The sequence below is a fragment of the Streptomyces sp. SID5910 genome (assembly GCF_009862125.1).
In the GTDB taxonomy this organism is placed as follows: Bacteria; Actinomycetota; Actinomycetes; order Streptomycetales; family Streptomycetaceae; genus Streptomyces.
The window spans coordinates 1-19,363 of the sequence record NZ_WWHX01000057.1 but is presented as its reverse complement, the minus strand read 5'-3'; the positions used below and the strand labels follow the sequence as shown (position 1 = coordinate 19,363).

The 19,363-nt window shown below is 70.6% G+C and carries 16 protein-coding genes; 6 read left to right on the top strand and 10 right to left on the bottom strand.

What is annotated here, in order from left to right:
• Positions 1-198: 198 nt before the first annotated feature.
• Positions 199-1,329: an allantoicase gene (gene alc / locus GTW67_RS02065; RefSeq protein ID WP_161163064.1), complete on the bottom strand. Its 1,131-nt coding sequence runs from the start codon at positions 1,327-1,329 to the stop codon at positions 199-201.
• A gap of 61 nt (positions 1,330-1,390) precedes the next feature.
• On the bottom strand, positions 1,391-2,731 hold the full coding sequence (allB, locus tag GTW67_RS02060) for an allantoinase AllB (RefSeq protein WP_161163063.1): 1,341 nt from the start codon (positions 2,729-2,731) through the stop codon (positions 1,391-1,393).
• A 308-nt stretch (positions 2,732-3,039) separates the two neighbouring features.
• On the opposite strand from allB, the gene allR reads away from it, so the two are divergent.
• Positions 3,040-3,843 carry an allantoin degradation transcriptional regulator AllR gene (gene allR / locus GTW67_RS02055; protein ID WP_161163062.1) on the top strand — a complete coding sequence of 268 codons (804 nt, stop codon included), beginning with the start codon at positions 3,040-3,042 and terminating at the stop codon, positions 3,841-3,843.
• A gap of 69 nt (positions 3,844-3,912) precedes the next feature.
• Here allR and GTW67_RS02050 read toward each other — a convergent pair whose 3' ends face one another.
• The gene (locus GTW67_RS02050) at positions 3,913-4,227 is read right to left on the bottom strand and encodes a DUF5955 family protein (RefSeq protein WP_161163066.1); all 315 of its coding nucleotides are present in this window, start codon (positions 4,225-4,227) and stop codon (positions 3,913-3,915) included.
• A 119-nt stretch (positions 4,228-4,346) separates the two neighbouring features.
• Here GTW67_RS02050 and GTW67_RS02045 point away from each other — a divergent pair, with 119 nt between their 5' ends.
• Positions 4,347-4,958, top strand: coding sequence for a nucleotidyltransferase family protein (locus GTW67_RS02045; RefSeq protein ID WP_161163061.1), 612 nt, complete (start codon positions 4,347-4,349; stop codon positions 4,956-4,958).
• A 185-nt stretch (positions 4,959-5,143) separates the two neighbouring features.
• Entirely contained in the window at positions 5,144-6,766 is a 1,623-nt protein-coding gene (aceB, locus tag GTW67_RS02040; RefSeq protein WP_161163060.1) for a malate synthase A, read from the top strand.
• A gap of 98 nt (positions 6,767-6,864) precedes the next feature.
• Here aceB and GTW67_RS02035 read toward each other — a convergent pair whose 3' ends face one another.
• Entirely contained in the window at positions 6,865-7,779 is a 915-nt protein-coding gene (locus GTW67_RS02035; RefSeq protein WP_161163059.1) for a HipA family kinase, read from the bottom strand.
• Between the two features lie 570 nt (positions 7,780-8,349).
• Here GTW67_RS02035 and GTW67_RS02030 point away from each other — a divergent pair.
• Positions 8,350-8,955 carry a response regulator transcription factor gene (locus GTW67_RS02030; protein ID WP_161163058.1) on the top strand — a complete coding sequence of 202 codons (606 nt, stop codon included), beginning with the start codon at positions 8,350-8,352 and terminating at the stop codon, positions 8,953-8,955.
• 49 nt (positions 8,956-9,004) lie between these two features.
• Complete coding sequence (locus GTW67_RS02025) at positions 9,005-10,387, top strand: cation:proton antiporter domain-containing protein (protein WP_202436696.1); 1,383 nt, start codon at positions 9,005-9,007, stop codon at positions 10,385-10,387.
• 69 nt (positions 10,388-10,456) lie between these two features.
• On the opposite strand, the gene asnB is transcribed toward GTW67_RS02025, so the two are convergent.
• Positions 10,457-12,301 carry an asparagine synthase (glutamine-hydrolyzing) gene (asnB, locus tag GTW67_RS02020; RefSeq protein ID WP_161163057.1) on the bottom strand — a complete coding sequence of 615 codons (1,845 nt, stop codon included), beginning with the start codon at positions 12,299-12,301 and terminating at the stop codon, positions 10,457-10,459.
• 167 nt (positions 12,302-12,468) lie between these two features.
• On the opposite strand from asnB, the gene GTW67_RS02015 reads away from it, so the two are divergent.
• Positions 12,469-13,152 (top strand): TetR/AcrR family transcriptional regulator, encoded by a 684-nt coding sequence (locus GTW67_RS02015; protein WP_161163056.1) that lies wholly within the window; start codon positions 12,469-12,471, stop codon positions 13,150-13,152.
• Between the two features lie 9 nt (positions 13,153-13,161).
• Here the strand turns inward: GTW67_RS02015 and GTW67_RS02010 are convergent, their stop codons facing one another.
• The 5 genes from GTW67_RS02010 to GTW67_RS01990 form a co-directional block, all read right to left on the bottom strand.
• The gene (locus GTW67_RS02010) at positions 13,162-13,962 is read right to left on the bottom strand and encodes a thioesterase II family protein (protein WP_237518606.1); all 801 of its coding nucleotides are present in this window, start codon (positions 13,960-13,962) and stop codon (positions 13,162-13,164) included.
• Between the two features lie 6 nt (positions 13,963-13,968).
• Entirely contained in the window at positions 13,969-15,684 is a 1,716-nt protein-coding gene (locus GTW67_RS02005; protein ID WP_161163054.1) for an ABC transporter ATP-binding protein, read from the bottom strand.
• Complete coding sequence (locus tag GTW67_RS02000) at positions 15,681-17,483, bottom strand: ABC transporter ATP-binding protein (protein WP_161163053.1); 1,803 nt, start codon at positions 17,481-17,483, stop codon at positions 15,681-15,683. Before GTW67_RS02000 ends, GTW67_RS02005 begins: the two co-directional genes overlap by 4 nt.
• Positions 17,484-17,510: 27 nt before the next feature.
• Entirely contained in the window at positions 17,511-18,623 is a 1,113-nt protein-coding gene (locus tag GTW67_RS01995; RefSeq protein ID WP_161163052.1) for a Gfo/Idh/MocA family oxidoreductase, read from the bottom strand.
• Positions 18,620-19,363: thioesterase domain-containing protein (locus tag GTW67_RS01990; RefSeq protein ID WP_237518605.1), on the bottom strand; the 744-nt coding region annotated here is incomplete at its 5' end. The genes GTW67_RS01995 and GTW67_RS01990, both read right to left, overlap by 4 nt.

Sequence of the window (19,363 nt, the reverse complement as noted above, 5' to 3'; positions counted from 1 at the left end):
CCGGCCCGCCGCCGCCAGGGCGCATCGCCGAGAGGCGGCACGCCCATGCCGGGCGCACCCGCCCGCCGCCGCCGGGCGCGTCGCGGAGAGAGGGCGGTCCCGCCGGGCACCCCGGCGGGACCCGCCGCCGGACGTGCGCGCGGGGCGCACCGGTGCTGTCCTGCCGGTGCGCCCCGCGGGTCTGTGCCGAGCGGTGGGTCAGCCGCCCAGTTCCTGGTGGCGGGCGGCCAGGTGGGCCGTGCCGTCCTCCGTCAGGGAGCCGAACAGGCGCAGGCGGGAGATGCCGCCGTCGGGGAAGATGTCCACGCGCGCGTGGGTGCCGACGGCCGCCTCCGGCAGGACGAAGCGGTGGTTGGTGTCGGGCTGCATCCGGGTCCGGGGCAGCACCTCGCGCCAGTCGCCGTCCTCGCCGTCCTTCACGGACACCGACGCCCAGCCCGCCGAGTTGCCCTTCAGGTACGCCGTGTCGATCTCGATCGCGCGGATCTGGGAGCGGTCCACCAGCCGGTAGCTGATCCAGTCGTTGCCCTGGTCGCGGCGGCGGCGGGTCTCCCAGCCGTCGTCCATCTTGCGGGAGCGGCCCGGCTGGATGGTGTTGGTGGCCGGCGAGTAGAAGAGGTTGGAGGCGTCCAGGACCTGGCCGCCGTTCTCCAGCGCGACCACGTCGAAGGTGCCGAGCGCGGCGAGCCACGCCGGGTCCGGGACGACCTCGCCGTACACCCGCAGACGGGCGATGCCGCCGTCGGGGTGCTGCTTGAGGCGCAGGTGGGTGAAGCGCTGTTCGGCGGAGACGGCGAAGCCGTTGGCCGCGTGGCCGCCGACCGCGGTGCGCGGGACGAGGGTCGTCCACTTCACGTCGTCCGCGAGCAGCTCCTCCGGCGACGGGGAGCCCGCGACCGAGGCTCCCTCGACGGAGACGGCCTGCGGGTAGTTGCCGCGGAAGTGGGCGGTGTCGACGACGATGCCGCGGATCACGCCGGGCGCGCCGAGGCGGATCAGCGCCCAGTCGTGGTCCTCCTCGGTCGGCCAGGGCTGCTCGGCCGACACACCGCGGCGGCGGCGGGTCTCCCAGCCGTCCATGACCTTGCCCTTGTGCCCGAAGTGCTCGGGGTCGAACTCGGCGGGCTCGGGCACCAGCAGGTTCTCGCGCTGGGCGAAGAACTCGTCGTTGGCGGCGACGACACCCGCGCCGAGCTGCCGGTCGGCAAGGTTGGCGTACTGGGTGAAGGGAAGGTCGGCGCTGCGGTAGTCCGCGTACGGGTCACCGCCTCCGTAGGGGTTCGCATCGCCGGTGAAGCTGGCCAACGAGGTGTTCTGCTGGGCCGTCACGGTGATCAGGAGTTCCTTTCGGGGTCGTTCGAGTGGGTGTTGGGGCAGGTCCGGACGTGGGTCACGGGGTCCGGGAGAGGAGCTGTCCCTTCGGGTCGGTGAACGCGCCGTCCGCCACGATGCGCTCTCCGCGCAGCCAGGTGGACTTCACGACGCCGTACAGGGTCTTGCCCGCGTACGCGGTGACGCGGTTGCGGTGCTGGAGGCCGGCCGGGTCGACGGTGAAGGTCTCGTCGGGGGCGAGGACGGCGAAGTCGGCGTCGTGGCCCGGCGCGATGGCGCCCTTGCGGGCGTCCAGGCCGACCAGGCGGGACGTGTTCGCCGACATCCAGCGGACGATGTCCTCCAGGCCGTGGCCGCGCTCGCGGGCCGCGGTCCACATGGCCGCGAGGCTGAGCTGGAGTCCGGCGATGCCGCCCCAGGCGGTGGCGAAGTCGTCGGTCTTCAGGTCGGCGGTGGAGGGCGAGTGGTCGGTGACCACGCAGTCGATGGTGCCGTCCGCCAGCGCCTGCCACAGCAGGTCCTGGTTGGCGGCCTCCCGGATGGGCGGGCAGCACTTGAACTCGCTGGCGCCGTCCGGGACCTCCTCCGCGGTGAGCGTGAGGTAGTGCGGGCAGGTCTCCACGGTGAGGCGGACGCCCTCGGCGCGGGCCTCGGCGATCAGCGGCAGGGCGTCGCTGGAGGACAGGTGGAGCACGTGCACCCGGGCGTTGAACCGCTTGGCCTGGGCGATGAGCGCGGCGATGGCGGTGTCCTCGGCGTCGCGCGGACGGCTGGCGAGGAAGTCGGCGTACTTGGGGCCGCCCTGCTGCGGTGCCGCCTCCAGGTGGTGCGGGTCCTCGGCGTGCACGATCAGCAGGCCGTCGAAGGCGGCGATCTCGGCGAGGGACCGGGCGAGCTGCTCCTGGTCGAGGTGCGGGAACTCGTCCACGCCCGACGGCGACAGGAACGACTTGAAGCCGAAGACGCCGGCCTCGTGCAGCGGGCGCAGGTCCTTGACGTTGTCGGGCAGGGCGCCGCCCCAGAAGCCGACGTCGATGTGCGCCTTGTCGGCGGCGACCCGCTGCTTGATCCGCAGGTTCTCGACCGTGGTGGTCGGCGGGAGGGAGTTGAGCGGCATGTCGACGAGGGTGGTGATGCCACCGGCCGCCGCGGCGCGGGTGGCGGTCCAGAAGCCCTCCCACTCGGTGCGCCCGGGGTCGTTGACGTGCACGTGGGTGTCGACCAGGCCGGGCAGGACGACGTGGTCGCCGACGTCCTCCAGGCGGGCACCCGCCGGTACGGTCGCGTCGTACGGGAGCACGTCCGTGATCGTGCCGCCGCTCACCGCGACGGACGCGGCGCGTATGCCCTCGGGAGTGATGACGCGCGTCGAGCGCAGCACCAGTTCAGCCTGGGACACCCGAACCCCTCTCTCTGCATCGTTCCGCGGCCGGTCCACCGCCGGCCCGCCGGTTCACATCCGGGAACGGGATCCGGGACCTCTCACCACGTAACGGACTTCAACGTTCTGTTGAAGGAGTCTTCACTTCCCGTTCCACGCCGTCAAGAGGCACCCTTTGTCTGGGCACGCTCAACAGCCCCGCTCTGGACGTTTCCACAAAGCGGAATTAGAATTCCGACAGACAGAACGTAGCTATGTACAAGCGGGGAGTCAACCGGCCGCCGGGTAGGCTTCTGCCCTCCCGCCAGCCTCGAAAGGAACGTGCCGTGCCGACGTCCAGCGCCAGCACCACCGACTCCGCCAGGCCCGCCACAGGTGGCGTCCAGTCCCTGGAGCGCGCCTTCGACCTGCTCGAACGGATGGCGGACGCGGGTGGCGAGGTCGGCCTGAGCGAGCTGTCCGCCAGCAGCGGCCTGCCGCTGCCCACCATCCACCGCCTGATGCGCACCCTGGTGGCCTGCGGATACGTACGCCAGCAGCCCAACCGCCGGTACGCGCTCGGCCCCCGTCTGATCCGGCTCGGCGAGTCCGCGGGCCGGCTGCTCGGCACCTGGGCCCGCCCGCACCTGGCCCGCCTGGTCGAGGAGACCGGCGAGACGGCGAACATGGCGCTGCTCGACGGGGACGAGATCGTGTACGTCGCCCAGGTGCCGTCCAAGCACTCGATGCGCATGTTCACCGAGGTCGGCCGGCGTGTCCTGCCGCACTCCACCGGCGTCGGCAAGGCGCTGCTCGCGGACTTCCCGGCGGAGGAGGTGCGGGCGCTGCTGCACCGCACCGGCATGCCGGCCGCGACGGACAAGACGATCACCACGCCGGACGGTTTCATCGCGGCGCTGGAGGACGTGCGGCGCCAGGGCTACGCGATCGACGACAACGAGCAGGAGATCGGCGTGCGCTGCCTGGCCGTCTCCGTGCCCAACTCCCCCACCGCGGCGGCCATCTCGATCTCGGGACCGGCCGGCCGGGTGACGGAGACCGCGACCGACCGGATGGTCCCGCTGCTCCAGCAGGTGGCGGCGGAGCTGTCGGAGGCCCTGCTCACCTCGAACGGCAACCCGGCCGCCTGAGCGGCGTCACGCACGTACGGCCCCCGGCGGTGACACCGCCGGGGGCCGCCGCCGTCGTGGGCCGGGGCCTCACCGCCGCGGTGGGTCCCCGAACAGCTCGACGGCGTGCCGGACGTCCGCCAGCCCCGACGACAGCGCGCTGACGGAGCCGATCGCGCCGGCTATAAGCAGCAGGGAACGGCGCAGCCGCGGCACCTCCGGGACGCCGTGGTCCGCCATCGCGGCCAGATCGGCCAGTTCGTCCTCGGCGATCGCCCGGTCCGGGAAGTCCGCGGGCAGCAGCGCGAGCCGGCGGCGCAACCGCGACACCGCGGTCCGCAGTGCCGCCACTCTCACGTCCTCGTCGCCGACGGTCACTTGCCTCTGCCCCAAGCTCCGCAACACAGCCCCTCCCCCTCGCACGCCGTCGTGCGCGGGCCAGTAAACGCCCTCCCGCACCGCGCGCGCCACCACGCGGACCGAATTTCAGTCCTCCGGGACTCCCGCTCCGGTATGCAGGACGCATGACGGACGACGAGGACCAGGCAGAGGACGAGGTGGCGGGGCTGCTGCTGGCCGCCGGGGGCGGGCGGCGACTGGGCGGGCGCCCCAAGGCGCTGCTCCCGCACCGCGGACGTCCACTCGTCGAACACGCGATCGCCGCGCTGCACGCGGCCGGTTGCGCCCGCGTGCACGTCGTACTGGGGGCGCGGGCGGAGGACGTACGCGCCCGGGCGGCGCTCGACGGATGCGTGGTCGTGGACAACCCCGAGTGGGAGCGGGGCATGGGCTCCTCCCTGCGGGCCGGCCTGAACTCCCTGACCGGAACCGGGGCGGGCGCGGTGCTGGTCTCCCTGGTGGATCAGCCCGGCATCGGCGCCGAGGCGATGGCGCGGGTGCGCGCCGCCCACCGGGGCCGGAACTCGCTCGCGGCGGCGGCGTACGCGGGCGTGCGCGGGCACCCGGTGCTCCTCGGGGCGGCCCACTGGGCGGGCGTCTCGGCGACTGCGACCGGGGACCGTGGGGCACGCGCCTATCTGAGGGAACACGAGAGCGAGATCACCCTCGTCGAGTGCGGGGACGTGGCCCGGCCGTACGACGTCGACACCCCGGCCGACCTGCGCCACCTTGAGTGAAGGGCGTGGCACTGGGAGCCACTGTCCCTCGACTCAGAGAATCTCGACATCAACAAACCATTGAAGTTCCACGATGAGGAAACTACTATCCACTGACCAGAAGCACTCGACCGCACAGCGAGTGCGTTATGCCCCCATACGCATCTTCTGGCACTCGGTGCCACCGCTGAAGGAAGTGACAGCTCATGTCCGCACCAGCGCCGTCCACGCTGGCCATCGTCGACGCCGAGCCCCTGCCCCGGCAGGAGGAGGTCCTCACCGATGCGGCGCTCGCCTTCGTGGCCGAGCTGCACCGGCGGTTCACGCCCCGGCGTGACGAGCTCCTCTCCCGCCGTGCGGAGCGCCGCGCCGAGATCGCCCGCACCTCCACGCTCGACTTCCTCCCGGAGACCGCCGCCATCCGCGCGGACGACTCCTGGAAGGTGGCCCCCGCTCCGGCCGCGCTGAACGACCGCCGGGTCGAGATCACCGGCCCGACCGACCGCAAGATGACCATCAACGCGCTCAACTCGGGCGCGAAGGTCTGGCTCGCGGACTTCGAGGACGCCTCCGCCCCGACCTGGGAGAACGTCGTCCTCGGCCAGCTCAACCTGACCGCGGCCTACACCCGCACCATCGACTTCACCGACGAGCGCACCGGCAAGTCGTACGCCCTGCGCCCGAACGAGGAGCTGGCGACGGTCGTCATGCGCCCGCGCGGCTGGCACCTGGACGAGCGCCACCTCCAGGTCGACGGCCGCCCGGTCCCCGGCGCCCTGGTCGACTTCGGCCTGTACTTCTTCCACAACGCCCAGCGCCTGCTGGACCTCGGCAAGGGCCCGTACTTCTATCTCCCGAAGACGGAGTCCCACCTGGAGGCCCGCCTCTGGAACGAGATCTTCGTCTTCGCGCAGGACTACGTCGGCATCCCGCAGGGCACCGTGCGCGCCACCGTCCTGATCGAGACGATCACGGCCGCGTACGAGATGGAGGAGATCCTCTACGAACTGCGCGACCACGCCGCCGGGCTGAACGCCGGCCGCTGGGACTACCTGTTCTCCATCGTCAAGAACTTCCGTGACGGCGGCGAGAAGTTCGTCCTGCCGGACCGCAACGCGGTGACGATGACCGCCCCGTTCATGCGGGCGTACACCGAACTCCTCGTCCGCACCTGCCACAAGCGCGGCGCGCACGCGATCGGCGGCATGGCGGCGTTCATCCCGTCCCGCCGCGACGCCGAGGTCAACAAGGTGGCCTTCGAGAAGGTCCGCGCCGACAAGGACCGCGAGGCCGGCGACGGCTTCGACGGCTCCTGGGTCGCCCACCCCGACCTGGTCCCGATCGCCATGGAGTCCTTCGACAAGGTCCTCGGCGACAAGCCGAACCAGAAGGACCGGCTGCGCGAGGACGTCGACGTCAAGGCGGCCGACCTGATCGCGATCGACTCGCTCGACGCCAAGCCGACGTACGCGGGCCTGGTCAACGCCGTGCAGGTGGGCATCCGTTACATCGAGGCGTGGCTGCGGGGCCTCGGCGCCGTCGCCATCTTCAACCTGATGGAGGACGCGGCCACCGCCGAGATCTCCCGCTCGCAGATCTGGCAGTGGATCAACGCGGAGGTCGTCCTCGACAACGGCGAGCAGGTCACCGCCGAGCTGGCCCGCAAGGTCGCCGCCGAGGAACTGGCGAACATCCGCGCCGAGATCGGCGACGAGGCCTTCGCGGCCGGCAACTGGCAGCAGGCGCACGACCTGCTGCTGACGGTCTCCCTCGACCAGGACTACGCCGACTTCCTGACGCTGCCGGCGTACGAGCAGCTGAAGGGCTGACGCCCGGTCCGCCCAGGACACACCCGCGCCCCCGGTACCGCACAGCACCGGGGGCGCGGTCGTGTCATGCCGAGGTCCGGGTCACGCCGAGGTGCGTGTCACTCCAGGTGTACGGACCAGTCCTGTTCCGCGGGCGGTTTGCCGTGCAGGTCGGGGACCTGCTTGAGCCAGGCGGGGCGGCCCCGCCGGGTGCGCGCCGTCCGCCGCTCCTCCTCGGCGGCCAGCTCCTCCCGGCTGGGGAAGTCGGCCGGCAGCCAGCGCGCGGCCGCCTTCACCCGCGCGGAGAGGTAGTCCGCGTACGCCGCCCGCAGCTCGTCAGGACCCGCGAAGCCGGGCTCCCCCGTGAGCCAGGCGTCCGGCACCTCGGCGACGACCTGGCGCAGCAGCTCGTCGGTCACCTTCGGCGCGAGTTCGGCATCGGCGGCGCGGACGTCGGGCGCGTAGTGGCCGAGGGCGTGGTGGCGGAAGTCGTACGCCTTCTCCGGTGCGGAGGTGTCCCAGCGGTGGTGGAAGACGAGGGCCGCGCCGTGGTCGATGAGCCACAGGCGCGGGGGCACGGCGCCGAAGGTGGGCCACACCATGAGGTTGGAGCTGTGCACCGTGCGGTCGACGTTCGCGGTGAGGGCGTCCAGCCAGACGATCCGCCCGGCCTCCACCGGGTCCACCGGGAACGTCTTCGCGACCTCGGGCGTGAAGTCGGCGGCGCCCGGCAGGTAGTCCATGCCGAGGTTGAGCCCCGCGCTGGCGTTCAGCAGGTCCCGCACCTCCTGGTGCGGCTCCCCTTCACCGATCGACGGGTCGAAGTGGACGAGGACCAGTTCGGGCACGCGCAGTCCTAGGGCGAGTGCGAGCCGGCCGACGATGACCTCGGCGACCAGCGCCTTGCGGCCCTGCGCGGAGCCGGTGAACTTCACGACGTAGGTGCCCAGGTCGTCGGCCTCGACGACGCCGGGGACGGAGCCGCCGTGGTGCAGGGGCTCGACGTAGTGGGTGGCCACGACCTCTCTCAGCATGAGGTGAGCATAGTGACCGAGGGTGATCACCGACGAGGGGAACCTCCCGGCGGCAAGATCTCGTCGGCTGGCTTGATTTCGTACGCGTACAGGAGAGGCCTCCCGGCGTCGGCCGTGGCCGGGCACCGCCGTCACCGCGTTTCCGCTGATAGAGCCCCCACCGTACCGGAATCCGGGTTTGCACTTGTCCTGAATGCGGCGACGCCCAAGGCGTCAAGGGGTGCGAATGAGTCACGTTTACAGCGGCCCGAAACGCCGATTCTCAGCCTTGCTTCCCCTGATGACTATTGTAGTATTTGTTTCCGGTTTTGATCGTCTGACTGCGGGGGGCTCAGGGAGGTCACTACGGGGGAGTCCCGGCGTCCGGGACAGCACACTTCGGCGGGAAACGGCGTGACGCCGCCGCGAAGGACCATGACGTTATTTACACGTCGTCAACATGCCATACACCGCGTAAATCCCATCGTGTGATACCTGGACCGCTCAAGGAGCCGGCCCGGTACCGAATCATGCGCGCGCTCGGCGAGAGTCAAGAAATTCTACCTCGGCATCGGCAACATGGGGGAAGAAATGGGAATCAACGTACTGGTATCCGACAAGAAGAATTTGTCCCGCTACGGGCTCACCGCCCTGCTCGAACAGGGCAAGGGAATACAGGTCGTCGGCTCGGTGGCCGGCAATCTCGATGCCATCGAGTTCGCCGATACACACCATCCGGATGTCGTGATCCTCAGCTTCGACGGCGCGGACGGCAACGTTATCACCGTGGCCGAGAAGATCACCGGCCTTCCGGGATGCCGATGCCTGCTGCTCGCCGAATCGTTCACCCGGTCCGTCATTCGCCAGGCATTCACCGGGGGAATCGCCGGAATGGTGCAGCAGAGCGCCTCCCCGTACCGCTTCTTCGAATCCGTCCATCGGGTGCACCAAGGTGAAAGGGTCTTCGACACGGAGTTGACCGTGGCCGTGCTGGGAAACAACGACTGCCCGCTTTCCCAGCGGCAGCTCGCCGTACTCGAGCGGCTCGCCCTGGGGGACCCGCTCAGCGAGATCGCGGCACAGTTACACATCTCCGACGGGACCGTGCGGAACTATCTCCTCTCCGCGGTGACGAAACTGGGCGCGCGCAATCGCATCGACGCGCTGCGCATCGCACAGGAAGCGCACTGGATCTGACGTGTAGGCCACCTCCAGACACCTCACGGTCATCTCTCGGGGTTCCCTGGTGCACGCCGCTGAAGTGCGGCGATGTTCCGCATCGGGCAGGACCTCGGGAGTTCCCATTCCTATGTACGGAGGGCCGATCATGGCGGATATCTCGCGCAGCAAAGATCTGATCATCGCCATCACGATGGCCGATATCGCCATCATCCTCGTCGTCGGATCCGCCCTGGGCTGGCTGGTCCGACACGTACGCCAGCCGCCCGTCGTCGGCGAGATCGTCGCCGGAATCGCCCTGGGGCCGAGCCTTCTCGGCCTGTTACCCGGGGATCTCCCCTCCCTGGTCTTCCCGAGCGAGGTACGGCCGTATCTGTCGGCGATAGCTCAGGTCGGGCTGCTCGTCTTCATGTTCGGCATCGGCTGGGAATTCGACAAGTCCTTGCTGAAGGGCCGGGGCAGCACCGCTGCGGCGGTCTCCGTCACCTCGGTCGTGGTCCCGTTCAGCCTGGCGATCGGACTCGCGGCGCTGCTGTACCAGCGGCACGACTCCGTGAACGGAGAACAGGTCTCCTTCACCGCTTTCGCCCTGTTCATGGGTGCGGCGATGTCGATCACCGCTTTTCCCGTGCTGGCGCGGGTGCTGACCGAACACGGAATGCTGGGAACACGGGTCGGCGCACTCGCACTGGCCAGCGCGGCCATCGGCGATGTCCTCGCCTGGTGCCTGCTCGCTCTGGTCGCGGCGATCGTGACCGCGTCCGGTGGCGCCGGGGATCTCGCGCAGACGGTGATGTTCTCCGCGCTCTACATCGCGGCGATGCTGGTCCTGGTGCGGCCGTTCCTGTCGTTCGTCATGCGCCGCTGGGGCCGTGACCGCATGACACCGCAGCTCATCGCCGTACTCGTCGCCGGGCTGTTCCTGTCGTCCGGTGCGACGACCTGGATCGGGATCCACGCGATATTCGGTGCGTTCGCCTTCGGATTCATCATGCCGAGCGAGTACCGCGGCGTGTTCGGCGAAGAGGCCAGAAAGCCGTTCGCGGGGATCAGCATCGTGCTGCTGCCGGTCTTCTTCATCGTCACCGGACTGAATGTCGATATCGGGGCGCTGTCCGGACGCGATCTGTTCGAAATGGCCGCCATCATCGCCGTCGCCTGTGCCGGCAAGCTGATCGGCGCGTCCGTGGTCGGAAGACTGTCCGGCATGCCGTGGCGGGAGGCCGGCACCCTCGGCATCCTGATGAACACCCGCGGCCTCACCGAACTGATCATCCTCAATGTCGGCGTCAGCCTCGGCGTCCTGGACAGCCGGATGTTCACCATGATGGTCGTGATGGCGTTGTTCACGACCGCGCTCACGGGCCCGTTCCTCCCGAAGCCCTCGGTACGCGTCGGCCAGACCGGACTCCGGGCCCACCCGGAGGAACTGGCCGGGGCGGTCCCCTAGGGCCGGCACACAGCGCATCGCCGCCATGGCCGTGGATGCCATGGCGGCGATGCGCGGTATCAAGCCGGGTCAGTCAAGCAGGAGTTCGGGCTTGTGCAGCTCCAGCCAGACATGCAGGTCGAGCGTCCGCTCGACGTTGGACCGTACGGCCATCGACATCGCCGCCGGGTCCTGTGACCCGATCTGCTGCGCCCAGACCCGGTCGACCAGCGCGAACACCTGCGCGTCCGGCTCCGCCACCAGCTCCTTGACCTGCTGCTGGAGATGAGCGGCGTACCCCGGGTTCTGGGGCGAGGGGAACGGGCTCTTGACCCGCTCCAGCACCGATCGCGGCAGCACATGCGCCGCGGCCTGGCGGAGCAGGCTCTTCTCCTGACCGTCGAACGACTTCATCGCCCAGGGCGTGTTGTAGACGTACTCGACGAGTTCATGACTACAGAAGGGCACCCGCACCTCCAGCCCGACCGCCATCGACAGCCGGTCCTTGCGGTCCAGCAGCGTCCGGACGAAGCGCGTGAGATGCATATGGCTCGTCATGCGCATGAGCCGGTCGAACTCGGACTCGCCGTCGAGATACTCGACCTGCGCGCGCGCCGTCGCGAACTGGTCGGCGGTGTAGGCCGCCACGTCGAGCCGGGCCCGCAGACCGGGTTCGATGTGATCGGTGCGGGCCGCGAGACTCATCGGCGGGATGAACATCATCCACGGGAAGGTGTCCCCGCGCAGGGCCTCCGGGTGGTGGAACCAGGGATAGCCGCCGAACAGTTCGTCGGCCGACTCGCCCGACAGCGCCACCGTCGAGTGCTCCCGGATCGCTTTGAACAGGAGATACAGGGAGCTGTCGAGATCCCCGAACCCGTTCGGGATGTCCCGGGCGCCGACGGTCGCGCGGCGTACCGCGGGATCCGAGATGTCGGACGCGTCGAGCATCACGTCCCGGTGCGCGGAGCCCACATGGGCCGCGACGTCACGGACGAACGGCGCGTCGGACGTCTCGCGCATCTCGTCGGGGACGAAGTTCTTCTCCTGGCCGACGAAGTCCACCGAGAAGGTGCGCACCTGTTCGCCGCGCAGGCCCAGCCGTTCCGCCGCCAGCCCGGTGATCGCGCTGGAGTCCAGTCCTCCCGAGAGCAGGACGCCCTGCGGCACGTCGGAGATCAGCTGCCGGTCGACGATGCCGGTGAGCAGTTCCCGCACCCGGGCCACGGTGCCCTCGCGGTCGTCGGTGTGCTCGACCGCGCTCAGCCGCCAGTAGGTCCGCTCCCGCAGCCCGCCCCGGTCGACGTTGATCAGCGTGCCGGGCACCACCTCGCGCATGCCCTTCCACAGCGCCCAGCCCGGGGTCTTGGTCTGCGCGACCAGCTCCCGCAGTCCGTCGGCGTCGACCGCCTTCCGTACGAGGGGGTTCGCCAGGATCGCCTTGGGCTCGGAGCCGAACAGTACTCCGTCAGGTGTCGGGTAGTAGAAGAGCGGCTTGATCCCCATGCGGTCGCGCACGAGGAGCAGCCGCCGGTCGCGACCGTCCCAGATCGCGAACGCGTACATGCCGTCCAGCTGGTCGACGACGCTCTCGCCCCACTCCAGATAGCCGCGGAGCACGACCTCGGTGTCGCTGTCCGTCCGGAACGGATGGCCCGACGCCTTGAGCCGGTCGCGCAGTTCCTGGAAGTTGTAGACCTCGCCGGAGTAGACCAGCACGACGTCACCGGCCGGCGTGCTCACCGTCATCGGCTGCGCTCCGCCGGGCAGGTCGATGACCGCGAGGCGTCGATGCCCCAGCCCGACCTCGGTACGCACATAGGTGCCGCAGCCGTCCGGCCCGCGACAGGCCATCGTCCCGGTCATCGCGTCGAGCACATCGCCCCGGCGCGTCAGATCGGCCTCGAACGACACCCAGCCTGTTATCCCGCACATCTCACGTCCTCTTTTCCATGGCACCTATTTCCAATGAAGTAAGAACGCACGAATACGGCCAAACTAGCATCGGCTCCATGGCCCGACAATGTTCGTTTCACCCCGACCGGTGTGGGTTTTCCACAGCCTCGGAATGCTAGAATCGGCCCACCCATATGGAGGATGAGATGTCCGCAGAGAAACCCCGCGCCAAGGCTGCCGGCCGGCCGGCCCATCTGTCCCTCGATGCCATCATCGCGGCGGCGGAACACATTGTGCAGACCGAGGGCGCGGGAAAGCTTTCGATGCGGCACCTGGCGAACGAATTGGACAGCGCGCCGATGGCGCTCTATTACCACGTTCGCAACAAGGACGAACTGCTTCTGCTGCTGATGGAGGCCCAGGCCCGGCGCATACCGCGTCCGGAACTGCCGGAGGACCCGCGGGAGCGGCTGATCGCGGTGTCGGTCACGCTCTACGAGCTGCTCGCCGACCGGCTGTGGATCGTGCAGGTGGTGGCCGGCGGCGACCTCATCGCCCCCTCGGCGCTCTGGTTCGTCGAGGAGATGATCAGCGCGACCGTGGACTACGGACACACGCTGGAGCACGCCGTGTACATCTACCGGACGATCTGGTTCACCATCGTCGGCGACCTGATCATCCGGGCGAACGGCAAGCAGCGACGCGACCGGGCCACCGGGCCGACCTACGAGGACCAGGTCGTCGCCGGCCTGATGAGCGGTACGCACCCCCGGCTGGCGGCGGTCGCCGATCGATGGGCCGAGCTCAACGGCCGTGACACCCACCGCCAGGGCCTGACGGCGGTCATCGACGGGCTGCTGCGGTCGGAGGAGACCGTGGAGGGCCGGTAGCCGGCGGCTTCACGGGGCGGACGGCCAGGGGACCGACAGCTTCTCCGACGCCGTCCGCGCGCACGCCGCCAGCACTCCGACGACCGCGTCGCGGTGTTCGTCCAGGTAGAAGTGCCCGCCCGCGAAGGTGCGGACCTCGCATCCGGCGTCGGTGACCTCGCGCCACCCCTGGGCCTCGGCCGCTGTGATCTCCGGGTCCTGGTCGCCGTAGAGCACCGTGACCGGAGTCCGCAGCCGGGCGCCGGGCGCCGGCCGATAGGTCTCGCTCAAGCGGTAGTCGCTCCGGATCATCGGCAGGAACGTCCGGACGAGCGGGGCGTCGTCGAGGAGGTCGAGCCGCGTCGCGTCGGTGCGGCGCAGTTCCTCGATCAGCTCCTCGTCGCTGCCGAGGTGGACGCGGCCCGGCCGCGTCAGCGCCGGCGCCGGGTGGCCGGACACGGCCAGGCCCATCGGCGGGTCCCCCGCCGCCGTCAGCTGCCGGGCGACCTCATAGGCGACGACGGCCCCCATGCTGTGCCCGAACAGAATCGTCGGGACGGGCGGCCCGTCGAGCGGGAGATCGGCCGCCAGTACCGCGGCGAGCCGTTGGACGTCGTCCGGCACCGGTTCACCGAATCGGTCTTCCCGGCCCGGGTACTGAGCGGCGAAGAATTCGATGTCCCAAGGCGCCGACCGGTCCCACGAACGGTAATAGCTGGCACTGCCGCCGCCGTGCGGAAAGAGAAGCACGCGGGCCCGGGCATAGGGTCGGGACGCGAGCCGGCGGAATGCTCCGGACCGCCGGCCCCCCGACGAGGAATCGACAGGCATAGCCACTCATTCACTCACTGCCGGTGCCATGGAGATGTTCCAGAATTCGGCGTAGCGGCCGCTCCGGGCGAGAAGCTCGTCGTGGCTGCCCTCCTCCACGATGTGGCCGTCCTCCAGGAACAGGACGCGGTCGGCGCGCTGCACGGTCCGCATCCGGTGGGCGACCATCACCACGGTCCGCCCGGCCATCAGGCGCTCGATGCCCTCGTGGACGGCGGTCTCGTTGACCGGGTCGAGGGCGGAGGTCACCTCGTCCAGTAGGACGATCGGCACGTCCTTGAGCAACGCCCTCGCGATGGAGACGCGTTGGCGCTCACCGCCCGACAGCAGCGCGCCGCCCTCGCCGACGTTCGCCTCCCATCCGCCGGGCAGCCGCTCGATGACCTCGTCGAGCCCGGCCGCGGTGGCCGCCGCGCGGACGTCGGCCTCGTCCGCGTCGGGACGGCCGAGGCGCACGTTCTCCTCGATGGTGCCGTCGAAGAGATAGACGTCCTGGAAGACGATGGCGATCTGCGCCATCAGCACCTCGGTGTCGATGTCGCGCACATCCACGCCGCCCACGCGGACCGTGCCGGAGTCCACGTCGTAGAACCGGGCGAGCAGTTGGAGCAGGGTGCTCTTGCCCGCACCCGAGAGACCGACCACGGCGAGCCGCTGTCCCTGGGGCACGGAGAAGGACACCTCGTCGAACACCGTGCGTTCGCCGTGCCGGAAGGTGACGGACTCGAACGCCAGGTCGTGGTCGACGGGCCGGACGGGCTCACGGGGTTCCGGCAGCGGCGCGGTGCTCAGGACCTTGTCGAGCCGCTCCAGCTCGGACTGGGCGCCGCGGAGCCCCGCGCCGATGTCCGACAGCGACAGCAGCGGATCGGCGCAGCGGGCCGCGAGCACCAGGATCGTCAGGACCTCCGCGGCCCCGATGCTCCCGCCGAGCGCGAGGGAGGTGCCCAGCGCCAGCACCGCGGTGAAGGCGACCTGCACCGCGACCGTCAGGCCCACCGCGCCGGGCAGCATCGCCAGCACGGTGCGCCGGGAGGAGCGCTGGACCTCCTGGAGCGAGTCGTCGAGCAGCTCGAAGCGCTCTCCGGTGCGGCCGCCGGCGCGCAGCACCGGCTGGGCCTGGAGGAACTCGATGACGCGGTCCGATGCCTCCTTGTCCCGTTCGTGGCGGTCCGCGTCGGTGCCGGCCATCGAGCGCGCGGTCCACTTCTGGATCGCCGCCACGACGGGTGCGGCGATCAACGCGGCCACGCCCAGCTGCCAGTTGAAGGCGATCATCACGGCGACGATCGTCAGGGGGGTCACCAGGGCGGAGATGAACGGGGACAGCAGGTGCGCGGCGACGCCCATCGCCTGGAGCAGGCCGCGGCTGGCCATGACGGAGACCTCGCCGACCCGGCTTGCGTTGTACCAGCCGATCGGCAGCCGGGCCAGGTGCTCGCCCAGCCGGTAGTACATGCCGTGCAGCATCTTGGTGCCGACGCGCATGCCGGAGAGGTCACTGAAGTAGCGCAGCACGGCGTAGACGGCGACCGCCGCCCCGAACGCGGTCAGCCACGGCACGGCGTCGTCCGGCGTGCTGCCGAACAGTTCCCGCAGCACCGGGACGAGCAGCGCGTAGGAGAGACCCTCGACCATCGCGGTGATCGTCATCAGGACCACGGTGCGGCGCATCGCCTGGGCGTACTCGGGTCCGAGCACGCGCAGCAGCGTTCGAATCATCGGGGCTGTCCTCCTTGGGATCGCCAGAACTCGGCGAACTTTCCTTCCTGCGTCAGCAGTTCGACGGGGCGGCCCCGCTCGACGACCGACCCGTTCTCCAGCATCACGACGGTGTCGGCGTCGGCGACCGTCTCGGGGCGGTGGGCGATGACCAGGATCGTCCGCTCGCCGCCCAGGGTCGCCAGGGCCTGGCGGATCGCCTGTTCGGTCTGGGGGTCGGCGAAGGCGGTGGCCTCGTCGAGCACCAGGACGGGTGTGTCAGCCAGCAGGGCGCGGGCGAGGGAGATCCGCTGGGCCTCGCCGCCCGAGAGCTTGACGTCCTCGCCGATCACCGTCTCGTAGCCGCGTGGCATGTCGAGGATGCGGTCGTGGATGTGGGCCAGCTTGGCGGCGCGCACCACGTCGTCGCGCTCGGCGTGCGGCACCGCGAGCGCGATGTTGTCCGCGACGGAGGCGCGCAGCAGGCGGACGTCCTGGAAGACGAAGGAGACCGTGCGGTAGAGCTCGCGGCTGCCGATCTCGCGCAGGTCGACGCCGCCGATGACGACCGAGCCCCGGCTCGGGTCGAAGAACCGCGGCAGCAGCTGGACCAGGGTCGACTTCCCGCTTCCCGACGGGCCGACGAGCGCGGTGAGGGTCCCCGGCTCCAGCACGAGGTCGACCCCGCGCAGCACCTCGCGGTCCTCTTCGTAGCCGAAGTGGACGTCGCGCAGTTCCACCCGGTGTCCCTGGGGCGCGACCGGGTGCGCGGGCTCCGGGAGCGGCGCGACGTCGAGGACCTCCTTGATCCGGCCGACCGCGCGGCCGGCGGCCTGCATGTCGTCGAAGCCGTGGCCGAGGGCCGCCACCGGGGCCGTCAGGCCCAGGCCCAGCAGCAGGAAGGGCAGCAGGTCGGCCGGGGCCAGGCTGCCGGACGTGATCATGGAGGTGCCGCCGATCAGGACGACGAGCAGCACGAACGGCGGGGACAGCGCCAGCTGCATCCCGGCGGCGACCAGGGACATGCCGCGCACCCACCGGAAGAACGTCCCGACGAAGTCGTCGACGGCGGTGAGGAACTTCCCGTGGGCGCGCTCGGACCCGCCGAACGCCTTCACCACCGAGATGCCCTGCACGAACTCGACGACGGAGCTGGCGATCCGTCCCATGGCCGCGTCGAACTCCTCCTGCTCGCGCGTCCTGGCGGGGAGCATCAGCAGCGGGACCAGGAGAATGGCCATCACCACCGGGATCAGCGTGATCAGCGTGAGCCGCCAGTCGATGGTGAACAGGTAGACCAGCGACACCAGCGGCACCACGAACGCGGAGACCATCTCGCCGGGCGCGTGGGCGATGAGCGGGTGGACGGCGCTCACGTCCTCCCCCACCACCTTGGCCAGCTCGCCCGTCTTGCGGCGGGAGAACCAGCCGATCGGCACGCGGCCGAGGTGGTCGGCGAGCTGCCGGCGGAAGGTCAGCTGCACCTGGCTGTCCACCACGTGGCCGAGTCCCGAGGACGCGGCGGTGAACAGCAGGCGCACGAACAGGCCGGCCGCGCCCAGGATCACGGCCGTCCAGACGTGGCCCTCGTCGACCGGGCCCGGCGCCAGCAGGGTGCGGCCCAGCTCGACCACCGCCAGCAACGGCGCGAGTCCCGCGAGAGCGCCGATCACCTGAAGGATCGCGACGGCCGCGAACTTACGGACATGAGGACGCAGCAGCCTGGACAGGCTCTGCTTCTCCACGGAGTCGGAGTCCGGGCCGGAGTCCGACGTCGGCGTGGGCCGCTCCCCCGCTCCAACAGCGTCGATCGCGCTCATCACTCTCCCATCGTACGCGTACGAATATCACTGTAGTCGGCTGTGGGCCCGGGGCGACAGGGATTCCGGCCAGAGATCGTCGACGGTCAGCGGCTTCCCGGATTCGGGCTCGGCGGCCTCGGGATAGCCCAGGGCCTCGGTCAGCTCCTTCCAGGCGCGGGCGACGGCCAGATGGCGCTGCTGGCCGTGCAGCGGGTCCACGCCCGCCTCGACGCGTTCGCGCAGCTCGTCCAGGACGGTCAGCACCCCGTCGCCCCACACGTCGTGGACGGCGTCCTCCCAGGTGGGCGTCGCGGCGGGACCCACATGGGCGCCGGTGGGGCCGGAATCGTCCGCCCACCCGGGCGCGTGGCCGGGCCGGCCCGGGAAGAACCGCCCCTCCGGGTTCGACGGCAGGCGCAGCACCGGGCTCCAGATCACCGGACCGTGGGTGTTGGCCAGCATCAGGTTGCCCGCGTCGGTGCCGATGGTGATCCGGTGCAGGAACAGGCTGGTGCTGTCGTCACCCGCCTGCATCCGGTTCTCCACCCGCAGCGTCAGCGGAACCCCGGCGATCAGGGCGTCCACCCCGACCAGTGGGCGGCCGGCGCGCGCACCGACGCCGGTGAGCGACCAGGGCCTGAGCCCGTCGAAGATCCCGGCGAGGATGTCGAGCAGGTCGAAGGAGACCTGCACCGCGCACAGGGCGTCGACGAACACCGGCCTGCGCAGCCGGATCAGCTCGCGGGCGGCCGAGGTGAACCGGCGGACCGGTTCGAGGTGCGGGTAGAAGGTGTTCAGCAGGTACTGGCTTCCGCTGCCGCGCGCCACCCGCAGGCAGTCCGCCAGCTCGTCCGGGTGGACGGGATGCTCCTGGAGCACATGGATGCCGCGTCGGAGCAGGTCCTTGGCCAGTTCGGCGCCGCGCCCGCCGCCGACCGCGGTCGACACCACGACACAGGCCGCGTCGACGTCGTCGGGCAGCCGCTCGACCGCGTCGTACAGCGGGACGCCGTACTCCTCGGCGAGTGCCGCGGAGCGGGCACTGCCCCGGGCCAGGATGCCGGCGAGCCGGAAGCGTTCGGGCGCACGGGCGAGGGCCGCGGCGTACACCTGGCCGAAACGGGTGCCGCAGACGACGACGCGCATCGGGCGGGTCATCGGCGCTCCGCGGGCCGCGCGGTGAGCGCGTCCGCCAGGCGCGTCACATGGGGCCTCCGCAGGCAGCTGAAGTGATCGCCCGGTACGTCGACCACCGTCACGTCCCCCAGGCACGTCCCGCGCCAGAACGCGCTCGTGTCGTCCGTGGGTCCGGGGGCGCCCGGCACGGGCTCGACGGGGCGCAGGAAGGTGATGTCCCCCGCGTACGGCAGCGGATCGTACTGCGCCACCGCGTCGCGGATCCGTGCGAGGACCGCCGGCGGGGAGGGCATGCGGTGGCCGGACACCAGGGTCAGCCGCCGTACCGTCACGTCGGCCTCGCTCAGGGCGCGGGCCAGTTCCAGGGCGACCGGGCCGCCGAGGCCGTGGCCGATGATCTCCACGGCGTCGAACCCGGCGGCCCGCACCTCGCGGGCGTATCCCCCGGCCAGTTCCTCGACGAGGTCCGGTGCGGCGAGGTCGGGGCACGGGTCGCCGTCGGGTACGGCGATCCCGAACAGGGGCGCGTCCGTGCCGAGTTCGGTGATGAGCGCGTCGTACGGCGTCAGGGTGCCCGATCCGTCGTACACCAGCAGCCGCACCGGTCCCGCCCCGGATCCGGCGAGCGGGATCAGCGCCGAGGTGCGGGCCGCCGGGGCCGCCTCCGTGGCCGGAGCCGCCTCGGCGCCGGACCGCAGCGACCGGGCCAGGCCGGCGACCGTGGGGGTGTCCAGCAGGGCGCGGAGCAGGGTGTCGAAGGA

Coding starts and splice junctions, on each gene's coding strand:
- GTW67_RS02045 (WP_161163061.1), top strand. CDS start 4,347: ATGACGGACGACGAGGACCAGGCAGAGGACGAGGTGGCGGGGCTGCTG.
- aceB (WP_161163060.1), top strand. CDS start 5,144: ATGTCCGCACCAGCGCCGTCCACGCTGGCCATCGTCGACGCCGAGCCC.
- GTW67_RS02035 (WP_161163059.1), bottom strand. CDS start 7,779: ATGCTGAGAGAGGTCGTGGCCACCCACTACGTCGAGCCCCTGCACCAC.
- GTW67_RS02030 (WP_161163058.1), top strand. CDS start 8,350: ATGGGAATCAACGTACTGGTATCCGACAAGAAGAATTTGTCCCGCTAC.
- asnB (WP_161163057.1), bottom strand. CDS start 12,301: ATGTGCGGGATAACAGGCTGGGTGTCGTTCGAGGCCGATCTGACGCGC.
- GTW67_RS02015 (WP_161163056.1), top strand. CDS start 12,469: ATGTCCGCAGAGAAACCCCGCGCCAAGGCTGCCGGCCGGCCGGCCCAT.
- GTW67_RS02010 (WP_237518606.1), bottom strand. CDS start 13,962: ATGCCTGTCGATTCCTCGTCGGGGGGCCGGCGGTCCGGAGCATTCCGC.
- GTW67_RS02005 (WP_161163054.1), bottom strand. CDS start 15,684: ATGATTCGAACGCTGCTGCGCGTGCTCGGACCCGAGTACGCCCAGGCG.
- GTW67_RS02000 (WP_161163053.1), bottom strand. CDS start 17,483: ATGAGCGCGATCGACGCTGTTGGAGCGGGGGAGCGGCCCACGCCGACG.
- GTW67_RS01995 (WP_161163052.1), bottom strand. CDS start 18,623: ATGACCCGCCCGATGCGCGTCGTCGTCTGCGGCACCCGTTTCGGCCAG.